We start from the raw sequence: 18740 nt of genomic DNA on the forward strand, positions 1-18740 counted from the left end.
ATGCCCATCCGCATCAATCTTCTCGCCGAAGCAAAAGCCCTTGAGGATCTTCGCCAGCGCGACCCGGTAAAGCGGGTCATCCTGGTTGGTGTGATTCTCCTGATGCTCATCCTCGCCTACAGCAGCTCCCTCGTCGCGCGAACGTTAGTATCGCGGAGCGAAGTAAGCCGGCTGGAAGACGAAATCAAATCCCGTGAATCAGAATACGTCGGAATTCTTCAGAGCCAGAAGGACCTCGTCGACCATGGTCTCAAGCTCGTGGCTCTGCACAAGCTCTCCACAAACCGCTTTCTAATCGGTAATCTGCTTCAGACGCTTACCGAGCCTGTCTCTCCCGATGTCCAGCTCACCAGCCTTTCTGTCAGTCACAGTTACGCGCAAACCCCGGAGGTCAAGTCGAAGCCCGGCGAACGTGTGACGCCAAAGCCCGCGACATCGAAGGAACGAATCGTCCTCACGTTGCAGGCCCGCGACAACAGTGACAATCCCGGGGATGCGGTTCAGATCTTCAAGGAGAAGCTGTCCACCAACACCTATTTCTCGACACTACTGCGCCACACGAACGAATTTCGGCTGGTAACCCTGGGTGCACCCCAGGCGGACCCGTCCGGAAAACCCTATCTTAGCTTCACCCTCGAGGCCCGACTTCCGGAAAAGATGCGATGAGAAAGCTCAGCCAAGCAAAAAGAAATCAAGTCATCCTGACCTGCATCATGGTGTTGCTGGTCCTGTGCGGCCTCTGGTCGTTCCTGATCCGTTACCAACACAGTGTGATCGATCAACTCGACGTCAAGAAAGCCGCGAGCGAATCGAAGAAACTGCGCGTTATGCAGATCATTGCGAGCAGCCGCGCCATCGAATCCGAACTTGACCTGATCGATCAGAAACTCACCGAACACGAGGACCGGATGGCCAGCGGAGATCTCTATTCTTCAATGGTTTCCCTCGTCCGCGGATTCAAACAGGATCACAACATCGACATTCCCCAGTTCATGGCAGGCAATGAATCGCAAGTCGATATGCTTCCCCGTTTTCCCTACAAGCAGGTCAGCCTCACGATCTCCGGATCAGGCACCTATTTCGACATCGGGAAGTTCATCGCCGATTTCGAGAACCAGTTTCCTGCCGCGCGAATTCAAAACGTCAACCTTGCCCGCTCATCCGCGCAAAGTCCTGAAGATCGCGAAAAACTCGCGTTTCGAATGGAAATTGTGTCCTTGGTGAAACCGCCGCAACGGGCGTCAACGAAACCGCTATGAACCTCCACTGCTTTCGATCACTTCTTCTGGCGACGCTGTTCCTGTTCCTCCTCTCGCAGGAGGCAGCAGAGGCACAATCGCGGGCCATTCCACGATTGCGTCCGCTTGACCTGATCACGAACGACGTGCCCAAATCGGTATTCACAATACCTTCGCCTGAGAGCCAGGCTCGTGATCCATTTTTCCCTGAGTCCGTCCGCCTCAAACCCGGAACCAAGACATCGGCGCCGCGGCCTGCAATCAAGCTGCTCTATAATGGCCTCTCCGGAACAGCCGAGAAGCCGCTGGCAATCATCAACGGCAGAACACTTGCCCCTGGTGAATCAACAGAACTTCGGGCCGGTGCGGCGCGGGCCACGCTGCGCTGCGTGTCAATTCAGGGCGAAACGGTCGTCGTGGAAATCGACGGACGGCAGATGACCCTTCGACTCGGCGACAAGAAATAGCCTCGATCCCCAGCTGGATTCGTAAACTCTTCTGTCTCATGCGCATTCCGCATGAGACATTTTTTTTCACGGTTTCAGCGGCAACGTTGCCTCGCCGGTAAGTGACGTTTGTCCAGAGGTAATACAAATAACATTCTTACTCCGCTGTTTACCAGCGATCCTCCTGCTAACGATCCATTGGCACTGCGACTGCTCAATGCACAATAGAACGTCCGAAGCACCTTTGGACAAACGGAATCTTAACAACATGAAACGTAACCTCGTTTTCCTGATTGCTGCCGGACTAATGATCGGCCGGTTGGCTGTATGCGCCCAGGACAATCCACCTGTCTCAGAAACCCCCAACGCAGCTCCAGCTGCTGATGTGACTGCGCCTGCTGAAACAGCAACGACAGCCGACAGCACTGCCGCTGTCGAAGTAAACGTCGAGAACGAGCCTGTCAGCAGCATTTCCCCGGCGTCGGATCACGATGCCGCCCCTTCCGCCACAATGTCGGCGATCATCCCGTTGATCGTCATGGACGAGGTTCCGCTAACCGACGCCATCAAGAATCTCGCGCGCCAGGCCAACATCAACTACATGCTCGACCCGCGCCTTGTGTTCGGCCAGCCGGGAGCTGATGGGCGTCCCGTGCCGCAGCCAAACGTTTCAATTCGCTGGGAAAACATTTCAGCCGAACAGGCGCTGAACGCGCTGCTCAACAACTACACTCTCCAGATGGTGGAGGATCCCAAGACACGCATTGCACGGATCACCCTCAAGGATCCCGCCGCGCCCGATCCCTTGCTCACCAAGATCATCCAGTTGAAATACGCCAGCCCCAGCAATCTCATCACCTCGGTGCAGTCTGGTTTCGTCGACCGGCGCAGCAAGGTGATCGCAGATGTGCGCACGAGCCAGATCGTCGTCGTAGCGACGGAGAAGGAACTTCGCGCGATAGACGAAATGGTGCTGCGCCTGGATCTCCCCACCCGCCAGGTGCTGATCGAAGCCCGCCTGCTCGAAACCTCGATGAACCCGAAGACAGTCAAGGGACTCGATTGGACAGGCACGCTTCAGGCCCAGAAGTTGAGCTTCGGAAACAATCTCCAGAGCCAGCCGCAGGACTCGGGACAGTCCGACAACAAGCCGCTCGCAAGCGCATGGCCCAAGATGATGTTTGACACAGCACGAGGCTTCAATCCCGGCACGGCGTTCCTCGACGCAGACGGCGTCAGTGCGGTGTTCGCGTTCCTCAACAAGAACGCCGAGGCCAAAGTCATCTCTGCGCCCCGCACCGTGACCCTCGACAATGAAACCGCTAAGATTGATGTCGTTCGACAGATCCCGATCATCACGACTTCGCCGTCCTCAGCAAACACCCCCGGCGCATCATCGATCACCTATTCGAACGTCGGCGTCATTCTCAATGTTACTCCCAGAATCTCCGCTGACGACACGGTTAACCTGAAGGTAACTCCGGAAGTCTCCCGCGTATTCAGCATCGATGAGGTCCAGAGCGGCGGCGCACAGAACACAGTCTATACATTCGACAAGCGCGTGCTCACAACAACGGTGGTCATCCCTAGCGGAAACACCCTGGTGTTGGGCGGTCTCGTGCAAGACGACATCCGCACTGGCAACACGAAGGTTCCAGGCCTCGGCGACATTCCCTTCCTCGGCCGCGCCTTCCGCACGGACAGCAAGGAGCGCTCACAGAACAACCTACTGATTTTCATCACCCCGACAATTGTGCAGGATTCAGACTATCAGCCAACGCAGACCACGTTCCTCCGCAACCCCGTGCCCAAGGAAGATTCAAAAGAATGGTCCTCGTGGGACAGCGGCAAGCCCAAGGATTGGAGCCGTCGAAACAAGTCGGACGCCAAGTTCCAGGACTTTTCCAGCGCCAACTGACCCCGACCTGAAAGCAGCGATATGAAACACTCGATCGGTAAACTCATGCTCTGTCACGTCAAGTGGCTCGCAGTCCTCGTCGTCGCGACGATGGCGGCGACGGTGGCCCACGCGCAACGCAACTCGCCAGTTGGTTCCTGGGATGTGGTCGCCTCCGGCGGAGGCCAGGCTGCCTTGATGATTCTGGAGTTCGGCGCGGACAATACAGTGTCCGGTTACGCCCTGTTCTCTGGAGTTCAGAAGAAGGCTCCCAAGGATAATGGACGTGGCGTGCCCGCGTCTCGCGATGGATCTGATGGTGCGAGCACGAACGCACAGACCAAGCGAACCAACTGGTTCGGCTTCACCCCCATCTCTGGAACCTGGATGATGGATTTGAAGGGAAATACCGTTGGCTTCTATACATTCATCGGAGCCGTCGGAGGCGAAGAGGTGGTCAACTCCGTCAGTTTCCGCGGCAAGGCGCAGGCTAACAAACGCCTGACCCTCGTCGCTTCAACGACCTACGGCAAGGTAGCCTTCCGTGGCATTCCGCTTCGAACCGTCACGCCCAAAGGCGGCGGGACATTCGATGCCTCAGGGTGGTATGGAGCCAGGAAAATAAAGAACGTCGTGGATCAGGAGTTCTTCTCCCTCGCCCTGTCGGAAGTGCCAAACGTCTATATCATCGAAGGAAGCGGGCCTACATACGAATACCCTTACGAGGGAGGAAGCGTGGCCATGATCTCTCGACAAAAGAAGATTGGTTTCGCCATTCAGGAAAGGACGGGGACAAACGACGTTCTGCGAGCATCCATCGGGAATTTCAATAACGGCAAGAAAACCTCCGCAGTCACCAAAGGGGTTATTCAAGCGAGCGATTCCTATTTCGAATTCAAGGCGGTGCGTTTCGAATAACGAGTCCGCGACAATCTGATTCCTTTTCTCAAAGCGCCGCCCTGTTTGGGCGGCGCTGTTTTTTCACACCTGCGATGTCCAGGTTCAATCCGTCACTCCACGTTCAGAGCTCTTTCAAGGAACTGCTCCAGGTGCGGGAGGATGGTGGTGTCCGCCGTGACAAGGGTGGCACCTGCCGCACGGGCGGCATCCTGCAAGCCGCTGTCGGCGTCCGAGGCAAATGCAATGATTGGAATATGCTTCGTCTCCGAGGTGTTTCGCAGTTCGGCAATGGCTGAACAGGCGTCGGAGGCCTGGCTGTACAAGTCAACGAGCACAACCAGCGGACGGCTCTCCAGCGCTTTTTTGACGAGTTCGTGCCCGATGGGAACCACCTGCACGCGGTAGTTGAGATCCCGGAGCCGATTCGCCACCTGTGTTCCAGGCAGCAGCTTCTCGTAAGCAATCAGCGCCAAGGGTTGAGTCATGCCTTTAGGATGAAAGCCGGGGCTGAAAACTGCAAAACGATTTCCTTCCGAAAACCTCCGGACAGACCCGACAGTTGGGAACCTGCGCTACGAAAATGGCAGAAGAATCTACAGTATCAGCGCAATCACAATTCCGTCAGCGCCTCCCGCTTTAAGCATTCAATCCGGTATGGCTTTCAATGATGCCCTTGGCAATCGCGTGCCGGGTTAATCCAGCGACGTCGTGAATTCCCAGCTTGTTCATCACCTGCTGCCGATGCTTCTCAACCGTTTTGATGCTGATGCACAGCTCAGCAGCGATCTGCTTGTTTGCGCGGCCTTCGGCAATCAACTGCAAAACCTCTGCTTCGCGTGTCGTCAGGTGATCCGTCCGCCGCCGTGCGGGCTGGCCGCTCGCGAATGCCTCACGACACTGGTCCCGCAAACGCTTGGCGATCGACGGGCTGAAATAGGCATTCCCGCGATGCACCTCCCGGATGGCCTTCAACAACTCGTTTGCCGCCGTTTGTTTGATGAGGTATCCCGCTGCCCCAGCTTCGGTTAGCTGCTGGACATATTCATCATCGCTGTATGAGGAAAGAACCAGAACCTTCGTCGCCGGCAGCGCGTGCGCGATCTGCCGGGTGGCCTCCAAACCGTTGAGTTGCGGCATGGCGATATCCATCACAACCACGTCAGGCATCATTTTTTTGACATTCTGGACAGCAGTCCTGCCGTCCCCCGCTTCTCCAACGATTTCAATGTCACCTTCCGCAATCAATAACGCCCTCAACCCCTGCCGGACAACCGTATGATCATCCGCAAGAAATACCGTAATTTTTTGCATACCTATGTCGGTGTGTACTCTCGTTGTAAATTCACATCGAACCTAACGCGAGATCCGGTTTGTGCCAGACGCATTTTGGAAAATCTTGTTCGGGAAAAACCCCATGAACGGGCCTCTCGCACAGCGGCAGTATCCGCCCGATGTTGAGACTTCGCCTTATTCCCGTGCTCTGTCTGGCCGGATGCCTGCACGCCGGGGCGCAACCTCTGGCCTCCGAGGAACAGCCGTTGCAACTTCCGGCGGCCGGTGCCCTCAGCGCGCGCCTTCTCGCGCCCCAGCTCGTGGAAGTCACACTGGTCAACTCGAAACCAAGCCAGGCGGCCCCTGTCACCCAGTGGAACTTTATCGGACGAGACGGACGCGCACGCCTGCCTGCACCCGCCGATATTTCCGTGACTGCTAGCGGCCGATCTATACCCGTTGAGCAGGTTGGGTTCAGGAGACGTGTGCTGTACGCACCCCTGAAGGAACGCGATCTGCGGATTGGAAATCACCTCTTCGTTCAGCTGGGCACCGCCCCTGGGTCGAACGATGTGATCGAAGTCCGAATCCCGGGCGCCCGGGGTGGAACCGGTCCCACCAGATTATCCACGAAAGCCACGCCAGATCGCTGGTCGCCCGCCATTCACATAAATCAGATTGGCTATCTTCCGCGGCAGCACAAGGCCGCAATGATAGGCTACTATCTCGGTTCTCTTGGCGAACTTGACCTGGGCTCTGTATTCAAGAATGGAACACCCGTCTTTCATCTTATTGACCCCACGGGCGCTTCAGTGTTCCAGGGTGAACTTAAAACACGGCTGGATCGGGGCTTCCCGTTCGCGTCGTACCAGAAGGTTTACGAAGCCGATTTCACACAGTTTGAGAAACCCGGCACGTATCGGGTGTTCGTGCCGGGATTAGGCGTGTCGTGGCCGTTCCAAATCAGTGACGATGCCGCCGCCGCGTGGACCCGAACCTACGCGCTGGGACTTTATCACCAGCGTTGCGGCACAGACAACGTCCTGCCCTTCACGCGCTTCACGCATGGCGACTGCCATGCGGCGCCCGCGGAAGTTCCAGACCGTTCGGCACGGTTCGAAAATGTGAATTATGTCCTGGAACAGGAAACAGAAGGCGCGCGTGAGGGACGTCATACCGCGCGTCCATTGAAGGATGTCGCTGCCAGCCTGTACCCGTTCATCAACAAAGGGCCGGTCGATGTTCGGGGCGGACACCATGATGCCGGTGACTACAGCAAATACACCGAAAACAGCGCGAACCTGGTGCATCTGCTGGTCTTCGCAGCCGACAATTTCCCGGGCGTCGCCGATTTGGATAATCTCGGCCTGCCGGAGAGTGGCGATGGAAAGAGTGACATTCTTCAGGAAGCAAAATGGGAGGCGGATTTTCTGGCGAAAATGCAGGATGCGGACGGCGGCTTTTATTTCCTGGTGTATCCGCGCGAGCGCCGCTACGAAAACGATGTCACGCCCGATCACGGCGATCCGCAGGTCGTGTTCCCGAAGACAACCGCGGTTACCGCAGCCGCAACAGCCGCGCTGGCACAATGCGCCTCGTCTCCTGCCTTCAAACGGCAGTTTCCGGATGCCGCGGCACTGTATCTTGTAAAGGCGCGCAAGGGATGGGAATTCCTGGAGAAAGCCATTGCAAAACATGGAAAGGACGGCGCCTACCAGAAGATCACGCATTACGGGAATGATTTCATACATGATGACGAACTCGCCTGGGCTGCGTGCGAAATGTTCGCAGCCACGGGAGAAGATCGCTACGCGGAACGTCTGGCGGAATGGCTCAATCCCTCGGATCCTGCCACGCGCAAATGGAGTTGGTGGCGCTTGTTTGAAGCGTATGGCCATGCCATCCGAAGTTATGCTTTCGCTGAACGGAGCGGGCGCCTGAAGGCGAATCAACTCGACCGCTCCCTTGTCGCGAAGTGCGAATTGGAGATCGAGACTGCGGGAATGGATCAGTTGCAACGGTCCGAGAACAGCGCCTATGGCACCAGTTTCCCGATCGAAACCAAACGCACACGCAGCGCGGGCTGGTATTTCTCGAGCGATGCGGCTTTCGACCTCGCGGTGGCCTGTCAGCTGAAATACCCCGTGATGAACGATCCTCGAAAGCAATTCATGAACGCGATCCTTCGCAACGTGAACTTCGAGTTTGGCTGCAACCCCGTCAACGTGTGTTATCTCACCGGGATCGGATGGCGTCCTCAACGCGAGGTCGTTCATCAATACGCCCAGAACGACCGCAGAATTCTTCCGCCTGCTGGAATCCCGCTTGGGAACATTCACGATGGATTCGGCTGGTTGGATCACTACGGAAAGGAACTCGGGGAAATCAGTTATCCCGCGGACGACGATTCGATCGCGCCTTATCCCATGTACGACCGCTGGGGCGACAGCTTCAACCTGAAGCAGGAGTTCGTCGTTTCAAACCAGGCGCGAGGACTCGCGGCACTTGCGTGGTTGATGGCGCAAACCCCGTTGAAAGCCCAGCCATGGAAACCTCAACTGGCCCGCATCAGCGGCATCCCCGCAGGCGTGCGCGCGGGGCAGACGAATCGATTAGAGCTGACCGTGGACGGCGTCGATCTTTCTGAGGCACGGACTGTTTGGGAAACTGGCGGAGAACCCTTTATCGGAAGGACGTTTGTGTTCGAACCCGCGAAATCGGGAAGACAATGGATTGACGCTGAAGCGCTGCTGCCTGACGGGCGCCGCTTCGTCGCTGTCACAAACCTCATTGTTCGTTGAACGATATTCAGCCGCGTCTGTTAAGTTACCACGGGCAAAGGCTGCCGCTTGAGTTGACGAAGATCCTGCTGTTGGCGAAGCAGCTCATCGCGCTCCGCATCGGAAATTTCCGACAGCCCCGCGCGCCGGCCGAGGGCCTGCATCTGCCGATCAAAAAATTGATTTCGCAAACGCGTCGCAATGTCCGCGAGCTGCTGCGCGGGATTCGGCAGCGGTCGATCTTCAGCCGCGGCTTCCGTGATAAGGCTGCGCATCGCGGCATCCTCCAGCTGGCTTAAAAAATCGCCAAGGTTCCTCCACGCCTCGCCCGTTTCTAGCTCCACCCGCTTCGCAATCGCCGCGCGAACGTGGTCGTGTTGAATCCAGCGAAGATCAAGGTGCGATGCGCACCAGCGAACGAGGTCTTCGTGTCGGAAAATGACTTTAAGAAGCCAAAGCTCCTGCGTCGTCGGCCTCGGCATTTCCGGCTCCTCGTCAGGCGGCCCCCCGGCCGCTGGCTCCCGATCAGGCAACTTGTAACTCAGGCCTGACTTTTTAAATTCGGCTCGCACCGATTCGGCGGAAACTCCCAGGTGCAGCGCGGTCTTCTGCGCGTATTTATCAATCAATACGTTGTTTCCAGTCTTATACACGGCCTGCGCCATCTCCCGAAGCACCGCAAGCCGCCCTTTGTCAGTGCCGACGTCGTGCAGTGCAGTGAGCCTCCCGAGGTAATAGTCAAAGAATCCCTGCGCGGCGGCGATCACGTTTCGAAACGCGTCAGCGCCTGACGCCTTGATCAGGCTGTCGGGATCATGAGGCGCCGGAACGATCGCCACGCGAACAGCAAACCCGGTCTCCAGCAAGCCGTCGAGCGCCCGAACCGTGGCGTTCTGGCCCGCGTTGTCGGAGTCGAAACACAGCACGACCTCGTCGGTGTAACGCTTCAGGATGCGCGCGTGCTCATGGGTGAGGGCTGTTCCCTGCGGCGCCACGATGTTCTCCACTCCCGCCATAAAACATGCGATCAAATCCAGCTGGCCTTCGCAGACGATCGCGAAACCGCCATCGAGAATCGCGCGCTTGGATTTATCGAGTCCAAAGAACACTTTGCTCTTTGTGAAAATCGGCGTCTCAGGCGAATTGACATACTTGGCCGACTTCTCGTCGCCAGCCAGCACACGCCCGCTGAATGCAATCACCCTGCCCTGCTCGTCGCAAATCGGGAACATCAGCCGCCCGCGGAACCGATCGTAGAAGTGATCGCTGCCCTCCTTGCGCAGCACGAGACCGGACTTCTCCATCATGTCAGCCGCAAACCCCTTGCTGCGGCCCCAGTTGACGGTGTCGTCCCACGCGTCTGGCGCACAGCCAATCCGAAACAGCCTGATCGCGTCAGCCGTCACTCCCCGTTTTGCGAGGTAATCGCGCCCCGCCTGACCGGCAGCTTCGTTGGCAAGGCAGTTCTGCCACCGCTGCGTGATCTGCTCATGAATCTGCAGCAGTGTGTCCTTGAGGTGGCGGGACTGAACCTGTTCCGCGCCTTGCTCAAATTCCAGGGGGATCTTCGCGCGGTCGGCGAGCCGCTTCAGAGCTTCAGGAAAATCCACGCTCTCGTATTCCTTGACGAACGTGAACACGTCTCCGCCTTTGTGGCAGCCAAAGCAATGAAAGATCTGGCGGCTGGGATTGACGTTGAAGCTCGGGCTTTTTTCCTTGTGAAACGGGCAGAGGGCGACGAAGTTCGCACCCGCGCGTTTCAACGGCAGATACGATCCAATGACGTCCACGATATCACTGGCGGCACGAATCCGTTCCAGGGTGGCGGGAGCAATGAAGCCCGGCATGCGGGCAGATTATTCAGCGGCGGAATCGAAACAAGGCTGATTGCAGGGAACTCAAGGGGTGGCGAATTCTCGCTGCTGGAATTCCTTCGACTCGGGCACCGTCGGCTTGATCAGGAGAAATCCGAGCTGACCGCGAATGAACGAGCCGGTCAAGGAGTGCTGAAAAACCTGGGACTGCACCTCGTAAAGGCTTGGAAAAAAATCGCTTCCGTAAACCTCATTCTGGTACCTCTCGGCAGCCTGGATTTCAGCGGTGCTGTAAGCGCGGGCGTTCAACAGGGCGAGGCTGGCGATCAGCACGCACCCAAGCCGCACTACTCCCGCGACCATTCCGAGGTAGAATTCACTGCTGCCGAACGCATCACTTCCAATCAGCTTTCCGCCAGCCGCCTTTTTCAAATAGGAAAAGCCAATGAAGAACACCAGGCCGAGCGCGACGTACGCCATGAGGTAGCTGGAAAGCAGACTGAACACGGAATGGTCGGCCAGGGCAGACCCAACCTGATGATAAAGGAATGCGCACCCGAGCGCGATGGCCAGCCACTTCAGCATGCTCATCAGTTCCTCGGATAACCCGTGCTTGCGACCCTGGCGCACACCGAAAAGGAGCACCATCACAGTGAGGACATCAAACCAGTTGATTGGCAGTGTTGCGTTCATTTGAGACACCTGGCGCTTAAACGCAGGTCATCCTCCCCAAACAAGCCGTTTCCGTGCCACCCGGGAATTAATGGGAACTCAGCCAGAAGCGGATGTTCGGCGCCTGCGGATTACGGGGATCGAGCTGAAGCGCCGTGAGGTAATGCTCCTTCGCTTTCGCGTTCTGACGCAGTTGCTGTGAGTAAATGTTGCCGAGCAGCACGTGCACCCGGGATTCCCGCGGATAGCGCGCCAGGATGGTTTCGAGCTCGCGAATCGCATCAGAAACGTAATTACCCTGCTTCAACGCAAGCGCGAAGTTGAAACGCGCGTCCAGGGAGTCGGGCCGAATTGCGAGCGCATGCTCATAGGCTGTCAAAGCCTGAGACAGATTACCCGTGGAAAGGGATGCCAGGGCGAGGTTGTAGAACGCTTCGAAATTTGCAGGATCGAGCCGCGTGGCTTCGCGGTAAGCCTGGATCGCCTCGGTGAGACGCGTCGTCTGGTGAGCGCGGCTGCCAATCTGAAACGCGCGCTCGCCGGCGGCCGTATCACCGGGTCGCGGCTTGGGCGGATTCTGGTAGCTGTAGCGCGGGAACCCAGCCGCAGTTGGCGACGCTTCGCTTTCCACCCGCGCACGCGCAACCGGCTTCGGCGCATCAGAAGCGCGCGGTTCATCTTCACCGCGATTCCGAATCACTCGCATCGGATTGATCCGCTGCAAAAACCCAGGTTGATTCGTGCGGGCGGCGGGCGTTTCAGCGCGGGCCACGGGAGCGGGTGTTCGCGTCGAAACAGAAGCGCGCGCAACAGACGTCGTGGGAGAACGTGACGCGCTCGCGCTCTCGGCAACCGCGGTTGGCGGGGGCCGCACGGGACGTGCTGTGTCCGGTTCCTGACCCGCACTTCCGATAATTGCCGCCGGTGTTGTCGCTCCCGGAGCGGAGCCGCTCTCTGCCTGTGCCGCGGGTGCCAGTTCGGTTTCCAGCAAACCTGCCCATTGTCGTGCTGCCTTCGCTTCCGTTGTTTCCCCGGCTGCGGCCGCGTACTCCCGATAATACTGCAGTGCGACGGGGCGATTATTGAACTGTGTGTGATTGAGGACGGCAAGATTCAGCAACGCGGGTGCATAATCCGGCTTCTGCTCAAGCGCATCGGTGAAGCACGACACTGCGCGCCGGAAATCCCGGCGCTGGGCATGAAGCAAGCCCAGGCTGTTGAGAGCCTCCAGATGCTTCCCTTCCAGCCGCAAAACCTCCTCAAAACAGCGTTCAGCCTGCGGGAATTCACGGAGCTTCAAGTGGGCAGTTCCGAGCCTAAGCCAGCCTTCTGGAACAGTTGCTCGAAGCGATGTGAACACCACCCACGCCGATCGCGCTCCCTCAAATTGCTCGTTTTCGAAACGCAGGCATCCGAGGTTATAATGGGCTTCCGCGAGGTTTCGATCACTTGTCAGCGCCTTCACGTAGGCCTGCTCGGCATTTGTGAACTGTCCCGTGTGGTGGTATGCAAGCCCCAGCTGATTCCAGATCACTGCGTTCGTGGGCATGAGACTCGCCGCCATTTCCAACTCCTCGACTGCCTCAGCAAACCGGCCGTCTTCCATCATCTCGCGAGCCTCGAGAAACGCACGCGTTCCTTTCGGAGCACATCCGCACAGTCCTGCCACCAGCAGCACGAACACGAACGAGGCTGCACCCCAATTTTTGATGATGCGCATGTGAACTCGTGGTACCATTCGCATCCGAACGTGTCAAGAAACGCACCCGGAAATACAGGTTTGTGGTCGCAATGCTGTCTCGTGCTGAGACTGGCGCTTGCAATCCTGCTCACGCATCATGTCTCAGGCATGCCTGGTGATCCCAATCTGGGGCGGCCGGAAGTTTTCATCGTTGAGGATCCGGCCGCAACCGTGGCGTTCCGCCCCGTGGAGGAAGTCATTGATCGGATGCTGCTGCGCGGTCTTACAAATCTCACCACCCAAACCAATCCCAGGGATGCCTGGCTCAGCCTGGTCCGAACCCAGGACGTGATCGGGATCAAAGTCTTCACCGAACCAGGTCCCAATAGCGGCACGCGCCAGGCGGTCGTTGCCGCCCTCGTGAAAAGCCTGCTGGCCGCCGGAATTCCTGCAAAGAACCTCATTGTTTGGGATAAACACATCATTCACCTGCGCCTGGCCGGCTACGGAAAACTCGAAAGCCGGTTTGGGGTTCGCCTGGCAGGCAGCGCCGATTCGGGATACGACCCTGCGACGTTCTACGAAAATTCGATCCTCGGAACGCTCGTCTGGGGCGACTTCGAATTTGGACGAAAAGACGAAACGGTGGGACGCCGTTCTTACGTCTCCAAACTCGTCACGCAGGAGATGACCCGCATCATCAACGTCACGCCCATGATGAATCATAACCAGGCCGGCGTCGTGGGGGCTCTCTACAACCTTGCGATCGGAAGTGTCGACAACACCCGGCGTTTCGAAGACGAATCCGCGCGCCTCGCAACGGCCGTGCCTGAAGTCTTTGCGTTGCCTGTGCTGGCCGATCGTGTCGCGCTCAACATCGTCGACGCCCTCGTCTGCCAGTACGAAGGTGAAGAGCGCAGCCTGCTTCATTATTCAGCATCGCTCAATCAGCTGCGTTTCAGCCGTGATCCCGTGGCACTCGACGCCCTCTCGCTGCAGGAATTGGAACGGCAACGGCAACTCGCAAAGACGCCGCGTCTCAAGCCAAACATGGAACTTTATTCGAACGCTGAACTGCTTGAACTCGGCGTAAGCGACCCATCCAAAATCAGGATCACGCACCTGAAGTGATGGCGGCCTCCTAGGAAAAAACAAAGCGCCGCAAACCTTTCGGGTCGCGGCGCTCGAAGATCCTGTTGCTTAGCGGCCCTTGGGCAATGCCGTCATGCCTGCATATACCGCATTGCTTCCCAGCATCTGCTCGATGCGCAGCAACTGATTGTATTTCGCCAGGCGATCTGAACGGCTGAGCGACCCCGTCTTGATCTGACCGCAGTTCGTTGCGACCGCAATGTCAGCAATCGTTGCATCCTCGGTTTCGCCCGAGCGATGGCTCAGGACTGCGGTGTAGCCGTTGAATTGCGCGAGTTGCACAGCGTCAAGGGTTTCAGTCAGCGAGCCAATCTGGTTCACCTTCACCAAAATCGAATTCGCCGTGCCTGTGTCGATGCCCTTCTTCAGGAACTTGGTATTCGTGACGAACAAGTCGTCTCCAACCAGCTGCACGCGGTCGCCAAGCTTCTCGGTCAGCAGCTTCCAATGTTTCCAGTCGCCTTCTGCGCAACCGTCCTCAATGCTCACGATCGGATACTTGCCGCACAGTTTCACATAGAAATCCACCAGTTCCTCGCCCGAGAGCGTCTTGCCTGTGCTCTTTTTGAACGTGTAGGTGCCGTTCTTGTTGTAGAACTCGCTGCTCGCGACGTCGAGAGCCAGAAAGATTTCCTTGCCCGCCTTGTAACCAGCATCCTTCGTCGCCTGCAGGATCGATTCAAGCGCGTCTTCAACACTATCGAGCTTCGGCGCGAAACCGCCTTCATCACCCACCGCAGTGCTCAATCCGCGTTTCTTCAGGACAGCCTTCAAGGCGTGAAAAATCTCGGTGATCGCCCGCAGCCCTTCGCTGAACGTCGGCAGCCCGTGCGGCATCACCATGAACTCCTGGAAATCAATCGGGGCATCGGAATGCGCGCCGCCGTTGATGACGTTGGCCATCGGGACGGGCAGCACCTTGGCGTTCGGTCCGCCGAGATATTTGAACAGCGGAATGCCCAGCGCTTCCGACGCTGCTTTGGCATTCGCCAGTGAGACAGCGAGAATCGCGTTGGCGCCCAGCTTGGACTTGGTCTCGGTTCCATCGAGATCAATCATGGTCCTGTCGACCGCAAGCTGATCCAGCGCATCGACGCCTTGCAGGGCGGGAAGGATTTTTTCCGTGACGTTGTTCACGGCTTTTGAAACGCCCTTGCCGAGGAACCGCTTCTTGTCGCCGTCGCGCAGTTCAATAGCTTCGTGTTCTCCCGTGCTGGCGCCCGACGGAACTGCCGCCCGGCCGACTGCGCCGCCTGCCAGAATCACATCAACTTCCACGGTCGGATTACCGCGTGAATCCAAAACTTCACGCGCCTGAATATCATAGATCGTGCTCATTTTCGTTTTCGTATCCACAAGACTAACTTAAAGGCTGGAAATAATAGAATGGAGCTCCGGGGAGTCAAGGAATGCATTGCCGCCGCTGCCGCCGGCGATGAGCCGAGGCGCATCCTGAGACTGTTCTCGATCCGCGGCCGAGCCTCGCGCTGGTGCGTCGCAACGACACGAGAAAAGCTCCTTCTCTTCCGCTCGGAGCGGAGGAGAGGGCTGGGGAGAGGAGGAGCGTTTGAACTTGGAGACGGCGACGCTTCGGAATGATCAGAGCACCCTCTCCGGAGCCCCTCTCCGGCTCCTGCGTCTCAGGCGACGGAGAAACCGCAACCTTCCCGCCGGAATTCAGTTCACATCCAGAGTGCCGGCGAACTTCGCAATTGATCGAGCAGCTGCACATCAGCCGCGGGAAATCTGTAATGTTGGAACTCGTCCGCCCCAACCCAGCGAAAGTCCGCGCATCCCAGCGCCTGCGGTTCGTTCGCCTTCCAACGGCAACGAAAGAACTTCAACTGAACTGTCTTTTCCGGATATGAATGGGTGATCCCCGCAATCGCTTCCTCCACTTGCACATCGATTCCAAGTTCCTCCCGGAGTTCGCGGGCGAGGCACTGCTCGAATGTCTCAGTCGCTTCGCGTTTCCCACCAGGAAATTCCCACAATCCTCCGAGATGCGCTTCGGGATAGCGTTGCGTGATCAGGACTTTTCCGCCTCGAAAAACCAACCCCGCTGCCACTTCAATCACCGGGCTGCGACGAGTCGTTCCGTGGCGGTCGGACGGAAGGTCAGCCTCGCTGTTCATCGCACGCAAAGGGCGGCCGCTGTCCCGCAAACAACCAGAGTGGCAAAACGTTCCAATAGCCCGTCCCTGTGTGTTCCCATCGTTATCGCCCGATGCTCTTGTAAATGAAACCGAGCTTTTCCATCTCCACAGGATCAAACAAATTCCTGCCGTCGAACATGATCGGATGAGACATGCCGCGGCGCGCCTTTGCGATATCCAGCTGCTTGAACTCCTCCCACTCCGTGGCAATCACCAGCGCGTCGCAACCTTCGGCAACGCTGTTCATGTCCTCCACGTAGGTGACATCCCTGAGCACCGCCTTCGCCTTGTCCATTGCCTTTGGATCATGGACGCGCAGTGCAGCGCCTTCCTTCTGCAATCGCTGGCACAGGTCAATTGCCGGCGACATGCGCACGTCATCCGTATTCTGCTTGAAGGCGAGTCCGAGCACGCCAATGGTCTTGTCCTTCAAGACCCAAAGCGTTTCCGCAATTTTTTTGAGGAATCGCTCCATCTGCTCGGCGTTGATCTTCTGCACCTCCTTCAAGAGGCCGAACTCATAACCCACCTGCTCCGAGATCTTGATGAAGGCGCTGAGGTCCTTTGGAAAACAACTGCCGCCGAACCCGAGCGATGCGTCTAAAAACCGGCGGCCGATGCGCGCGTCCATGCCCATCCCGTTCGCAACCTCAGTCACATTTGCGCCCGTTGCCTCGCACAGCACCGAAATCGCATTGATGTAGGAAATCTTCAGCGCCAGGAACGAGTTGGAGGCGTGTTTGATCAGTTCCGCGGAGTTGATGTCCGTGACGATGATCGGCGCGTTGAACGGCTGATAAACCTCCTTCATCGCCGCCACTGGCCGGTCACTCTTCACTCCAATCACAATGCGATCCGGATGCATCAGGTCATCGACCGCAAATCCTTCGCGCAGGAATTCGGGATTGCTGACGACATCCACCTCGACCTTCGCCTTGCAATAGCGCTTGATGGTTTCGGCCACCTTGTCGCCCGTCTTGACCGGGACCGTGCTCTTGTCGACGACGATCTTGTAACTCGTCATCGCGCCGGCGATTTCGCGGGCGACCTTTTCAATGAAACTCAGGTCAACGGCGCCGTCGGGTTGTGGCGGCGTTGGGACTGCGATGAAAATGATGTCCGATTTCTCAACGCCTTCAGCGGTGCTGGTCGTAAAGCTGAGCCTGCCTTCCGCGACGTTCTTGCGCACCATCTCTTCAAGTCCAGGCTCGTAGATCGGAATGCCGCCCTCGCGAAGCGTCTTGACCTTGGCAGCATCGTTGTCGACGCAGATAACCTGGTGGCCAACCTCGGCAAAACAGGTTCCCGTCACGAGACCGACATAGCCGGTGCCGATTATGGTGAGCTTCATAGAACAATGAACTCGGACGAAACCCGAACTACTGAAGCTGCAACACCGGACCGTTCGTGCCCGTTCCACCGGCGCCAGAAGTTGCTTCGGGCGGCGTCACGGGCTGATTCAGCTCTGGATGCCGTCGCATCATCATCTGCAACTGCATCATCGCTTCCTGTGCCAGCGAGCCGTACTCGGGCCGGGCCATCTGGCGATAGGTTTCCTGTGCCTGCGTGAGGTTGCCCTGGGCCTCGTATAACCGCGCCAGCGAAAGCTTTGCCGATGGCATCACGGGGTCGGTCGTCCGCCGCTCGGTGATTTCCTTATAGGCTTTCAACGCCTCGTCGGTTTTCCCCTGCGCTTCAAGCGAGGCGGCGACGCCGAGGGACGCGGCTCCGGCGAAGTCGGAACCCGGATGCTCGCGCAGAAACCTGCGAAACTCTGTTTCAGCCTGGGTGAATTGCGATTCGGCGAAGAACCGGGCGGCACCGATGAGCAATGCCCTTTCGCCGGCGCTCGTGCCTGGGAATTCGGACGCGATCCGCTGGAATGCGTCAGGAGCGGCTGGTTTGCCGGTGAGCGCGCTCTGGCTGGAGATGCGGGACAAGGCCTCGCTTGCGGAGACCTGTTTTTGATGCTTCTGCGAGAGATAGAAGCCGGCGACGCATCCTGCAATCAACAGACCGCCGACCGTCCACAAAATTTGTTTCCGGTGCGATTCGGCCCAGGCCCATGCCCGGAAAAATGCGGCAGATTGCGTGACATCAGATTCCATATAGGGGGTGCAATGTTTGGGTGACACCCCGAAAACGCAAGCTTGAAATCAGCGTTTTCAAGGCCGAAACACGGCAGAAACACGGCGCAAGCCCGTCGGACTTTGTGAAACCCAAATTCCGAAAACCAAAGGCTCCTTCCAGCCCAGGTTCCAAATAATGCAGCGGTCTGAAAACCACCCAAGCGGCAGATCACACTCTGCAATGCTTTTCCGCTTCAACAATAATCCCGACGTTCTGAATGCAAACGTACGAAACATGCAAAATGCCTACGCTATCGTCCGGTAGGATTAACAGGACCTTACGCAACCACAAACGTTGTAATCGGTCCCCTCCGGTGCACGGATATTGCCCTCGCCGAACCCGCCGAATTTGCGTCACCCGAATGGCGGAAACGTGTAGCTGTATTCGTCTCTTTTACCGGGATTCGCTCAACAGTTTTGGATCACGTTTGAGTTTAAGCCCTGGGAGTCCGTTCTCAACGACGAGGTCGCGGCCGTCCGCAGTTGCGCCAGAAGAAATGCAGTGTTCAGCGTTCGAGTAAGCCCGCATCAGGGTTGCAACCAGCGCACATCTGCAGCTCAGGAGCAAGCCACCCCGTCGGAGATTTACGATCCATCCCGGAT

General features: G+C 57.6%; 16 protein-coding genes. 7 read left to right on the forward strand and 9 right to left on the reverse strand.

The features are described from left to right. The 5 genes from VEH04_03185 to VEH04_03205 all read left to right on the forward strand — a co-directional run bounded on the left by VEH04_03185 (position 1) and on the right by VEH04_03205 (position 4499). A complete protein-coding gene (locus VEH04_03185; GenBank protein HYG21761.1) occupies positions 1-666 on the forward strand; it encodes a hypothetical protein in 666 nt (221 codons plus the stop codon). Continuing rightward, a complete protein-coding gene (locus VEH04_03190; GenBank protein ID HYG21762.1) occupies positions 663-1259 on the forward strand; it encodes a hypothetical protein in 597 nt (198 codons plus the stop codon). The genes VEH04_03185 and VEH04_03190 overlap by 4 nt, the downstream gene beginning before the upstream one ends. Then, positions 1256-1705, forward strand: coding sequence for a hypothetical protein (locus tag VEH04_03195; GenBank protein ID HYG21763.1), 450 nt, complete (start codon positions 1256-1258; stop codon positions 1703-1705). Before VEH04_03190 ends, VEH04_03195 begins: the two co-directional genes overlap by 4 nt. Positions 1706-1952: 247 nt before the next feature. Beyond that, a complete protein-coding gene (locus tag VEH04_03200; protein ID HYG21764.1) occupies positions 1953-3602 on the forward strand; it encodes a secretin N-terminal domain-containing protein in 1650 nt (549 codons plus the stop codon). A gap of 21 nt (positions 3603-3623) precedes the next feature. Further along, a complete protein-coding gene (locus VEH04_03205) occupies positions 3624-4499 on the forward strand; it encodes a hypothetical protein (protein HYG21765.1) in 876 nt (291 codons plus the stop codon). Positions 4500-4591: 92 nt separating this feature from the next. Here the strand turns inward: VEH04_03205 and VEH04_03210 are convergent, their stop codons facing one another. Beyond that, positions 4592-4966 carry a hypothetical protein gene (locus VEH04_03210; protein HYG21766.1) on the reverse strand — a complete coding sequence of 125 codons (375 nt, stop codon included), beginning with the start codon at positions 4964-4966 and terminating at the stop codon, positions 4592-4594. Between the two features lie 151 nt (positions 4967-5117). Continuing rightward, entirely contained in the window at positions 5118-5792 is a 675-nt protein-coding gene (locus VEH04_03215; protein HYG21767.1) for a response regulator transcription factor, read from the reverse strand. A gap of 140 nt (positions 5793-5932) precedes the next feature. Between VEH04_03215 and VEH04_03220 the strand changes: the two genes are divergently transcribed. Continuing rightward, on the forward strand, positions 5933-8554 hold the full coding sequence (locus VEH04_03220) for a glycoside hydrolase family 9 protein (GenBank protein ID HYG21768.1): 2622 nt from the start codon (positions 5933-5935) through the stop codon (positions 8552-8554). A gap of 20 nt (positions 8555-8574) precedes the next feature. On the opposite strand, the gene dnaG is transcribed toward VEH04_03220, so the two are convergent. The 3 genes from dnaG to VEH04_03235 form a co-directional block, all read right to left on the reverse strand. Continuing rightward, the gene (gene dnaG, locus VEH04_03225) at positions 8575-10380 is read right to left on the reverse strand and encodes a DNA primase (protein ID HYG21769.1); all 1806 of its coding nucleotides are present in this window, start codon (positions 10378-10380) and stop codon (positions 8575-8577) included. Between the two features lie 51 nt (positions 10381-10431). Then, the gene (locus tag VEH04_03230; GenBank protein ID HYG21770.1) at positions 10432-11040 is read right to left on the reverse strand and encodes a CvpA family protein; all 609 of its coding nucleotides are present in this window, start codon (positions 11038-11040) and stop codon (positions 10432-10434) included. A gap of 67 nt (positions 11041-11107) precedes the next feature. After that, positions 11108-12739, reverse strand: coding sequence for a tetratricopeptide repeat protein (locus VEH04_03235; protein HYG21771.1), 1632 nt, complete (start codon positions 12737-12739; stop codon positions 11108-11110). Between the two features lie 81 nt (positions 12740-12820). On the opposite strand from VEH04_03235, the gene VEH04_03240 reads away from it, so the two are divergent. Further along, complete coding sequence (locus VEH04_03240) at positions 12821-13831, forward strand: DUF362 domain-containing protein (GenBank protein ID HYG21772.1); 1011 nt, start codon at positions 12821-12823, stop codon at positions 13829-13831. 69 nt (positions 13832-13900) lie between these two features. On the opposite strand, the gene eno is transcribed toward VEH04_03240, so the two are convergent. From eno to VEH04_03260, 4 genes are all read right to left on the reverse strand, one after another. Continuing rightward, on the reverse strand, positions 13901-15190 hold the full coding sequence (gene eno, locus VEH04_03245) for a phosphopyruvate hydratase (GenBank protein ID HYG21773.1): 1290 nt from the start codon (positions 15188-15190) through the stop codon (positions 13901-13903). 344 nt (positions 15191-15534) lie between these two features. After that, positions 15535-15987, reverse strand: a complete 453-nt coding sequence (gene mutT / locus VEH04_03250; GenBank protein HYG21774.1) for an 8-oxo-dGTP diphosphatase MutT — start codon at positions 15985-15987, stop codon at positions 15535-15537. Between the two features lie 82 nt (positions 15988-16069). Beyond that, positions 16070-17359 carry a UDP-glucose/GDP-mannose dehydrogenase family protein gene (locus tag VEH04_03255; GenBank protein ID HYG21775.1) on the reverse strand — a complete coding sequence of 430 codons (1290 nt, stop codon included), beginning with the start codon at positions 17357-17359 and terminating at the stop codon, positions 16070-16072. A gap of 28 nt (positions 17360-17387) precedes the next feature. Next, complete coding sequence (locus VEH04_03260; protein ID HYG21776.1) at positions 17388-18116, reverse strand: tetratricopeptide repeat protein; 729 nt, start codon at positions 18114-18116, stop codon at positions 17388-17390. Positions 18117-18740: the final 624 nt, after the last annotated feature.

This window comes from Verrucomicrobiia bacterium, assembly GCA_035629175.1.
GTDB lineage: Bacteria > Verrucomicrobiota > Verrucomicrobiia > Limisphaerales > DASXHY01 > DASXHY01.

Coding starts and splice junctions, on each gene's coding strand:
- VEH04_03255 (HYG21775.1), bottom strand. CDS start 17,359: ATGAAGCTCACCATAATCGGCACCGGCTATGTCGGTCTCGTGACGGGA.
- VEH04_03205 (HYG21765.1), top strand. CDS start 3,624: ATGAAACACTCGATCGGTAAACTCATGCTCTGTCACGTCAAGTGGCTC.
- dnaG (HYG21769.1), bottom strand. CDS start 10,380: ATGCCGGGCTTCATTGCTCCCGCCACCCTGGAACGGATTCGTGCCGCC.
- VEH04_03220 (HYG21768.1), top strand. CDS start 5,933: ATGTTGAGACTTCGCCTTATTCCCGTGCTCTGTCTGGCCGGATGCCTG.
- VEH04_03260 (HYG21776.1), bottom strand. CDS start 18,116: ATGGAATCTGATGTCACGCAATCTGCCGCATTTTTCCGGGCATGGGCC.
- VEH04_03235 (HYG21771.1), bottom strand. CDS start 12,739: ATGCGCATCATCAAAAATTGGGGTGCAGCCTCGTTCGTGTTCGTGCTG.
- eno (HYG21773.1), bottom strand. CDS start 15,190: ATGAGCACGATCTATGATATTCAGGCGCGTGAAGTTTTGGATTCACGC.
- VEH04_03210 (HYG21766.1), bottom strand. CDS start 4,966: ATGACTCAACCCTTGGCGCTGATTGCTTACGAGAAGCTGCTGCCTGGA.
- VEH04_03230 (HYG21770.1), bottom strand. CDS start 11,040: ATGAACGCAACACTGCCAATCAACTGGTTTGATGTCCTCACTGTGATG.
- VEH04_03190 (HYG21762.1), top strand. CDS start 663: ATGAGAAAGCTCAGCCAAGCAAAAAGAAATCAAGTCATCCTGACCTGC.
- mutT (HYG21774.1), bottom strand. CDS start 15,987: ATGAACAGCGAGGCTGACCTTCCGTCCGACCGCCACGGAACGACTCGT.
- VEH04_03185 (HYG21761.1), top strand. CDS start 1: ATGCCCATCCGCATCAATCTTCTCGCCGAAGCAAAAGCCCTTGAGGAT.
- VEH04_03200 (HYG21764.1), top strand. CDS start 1,953: ATGAAACGTAACCTCGTTTTCCTGATTGCTGCCGGACTAATGATCGGC.
- VEH04_03215 (HYG21767.1), bottom strand. CDS start 5,792: ATGCAAAAAATTACGGTATTTCTTGCGGATGATCATACGGTTGTCCGG.
- VEH04_03195 (HYG21763.1), top strand. CDS start 1,256: ATGAACCTCCACTGCTTTCGATCACTTCTTCTGGCGACGCTGTTCCTG.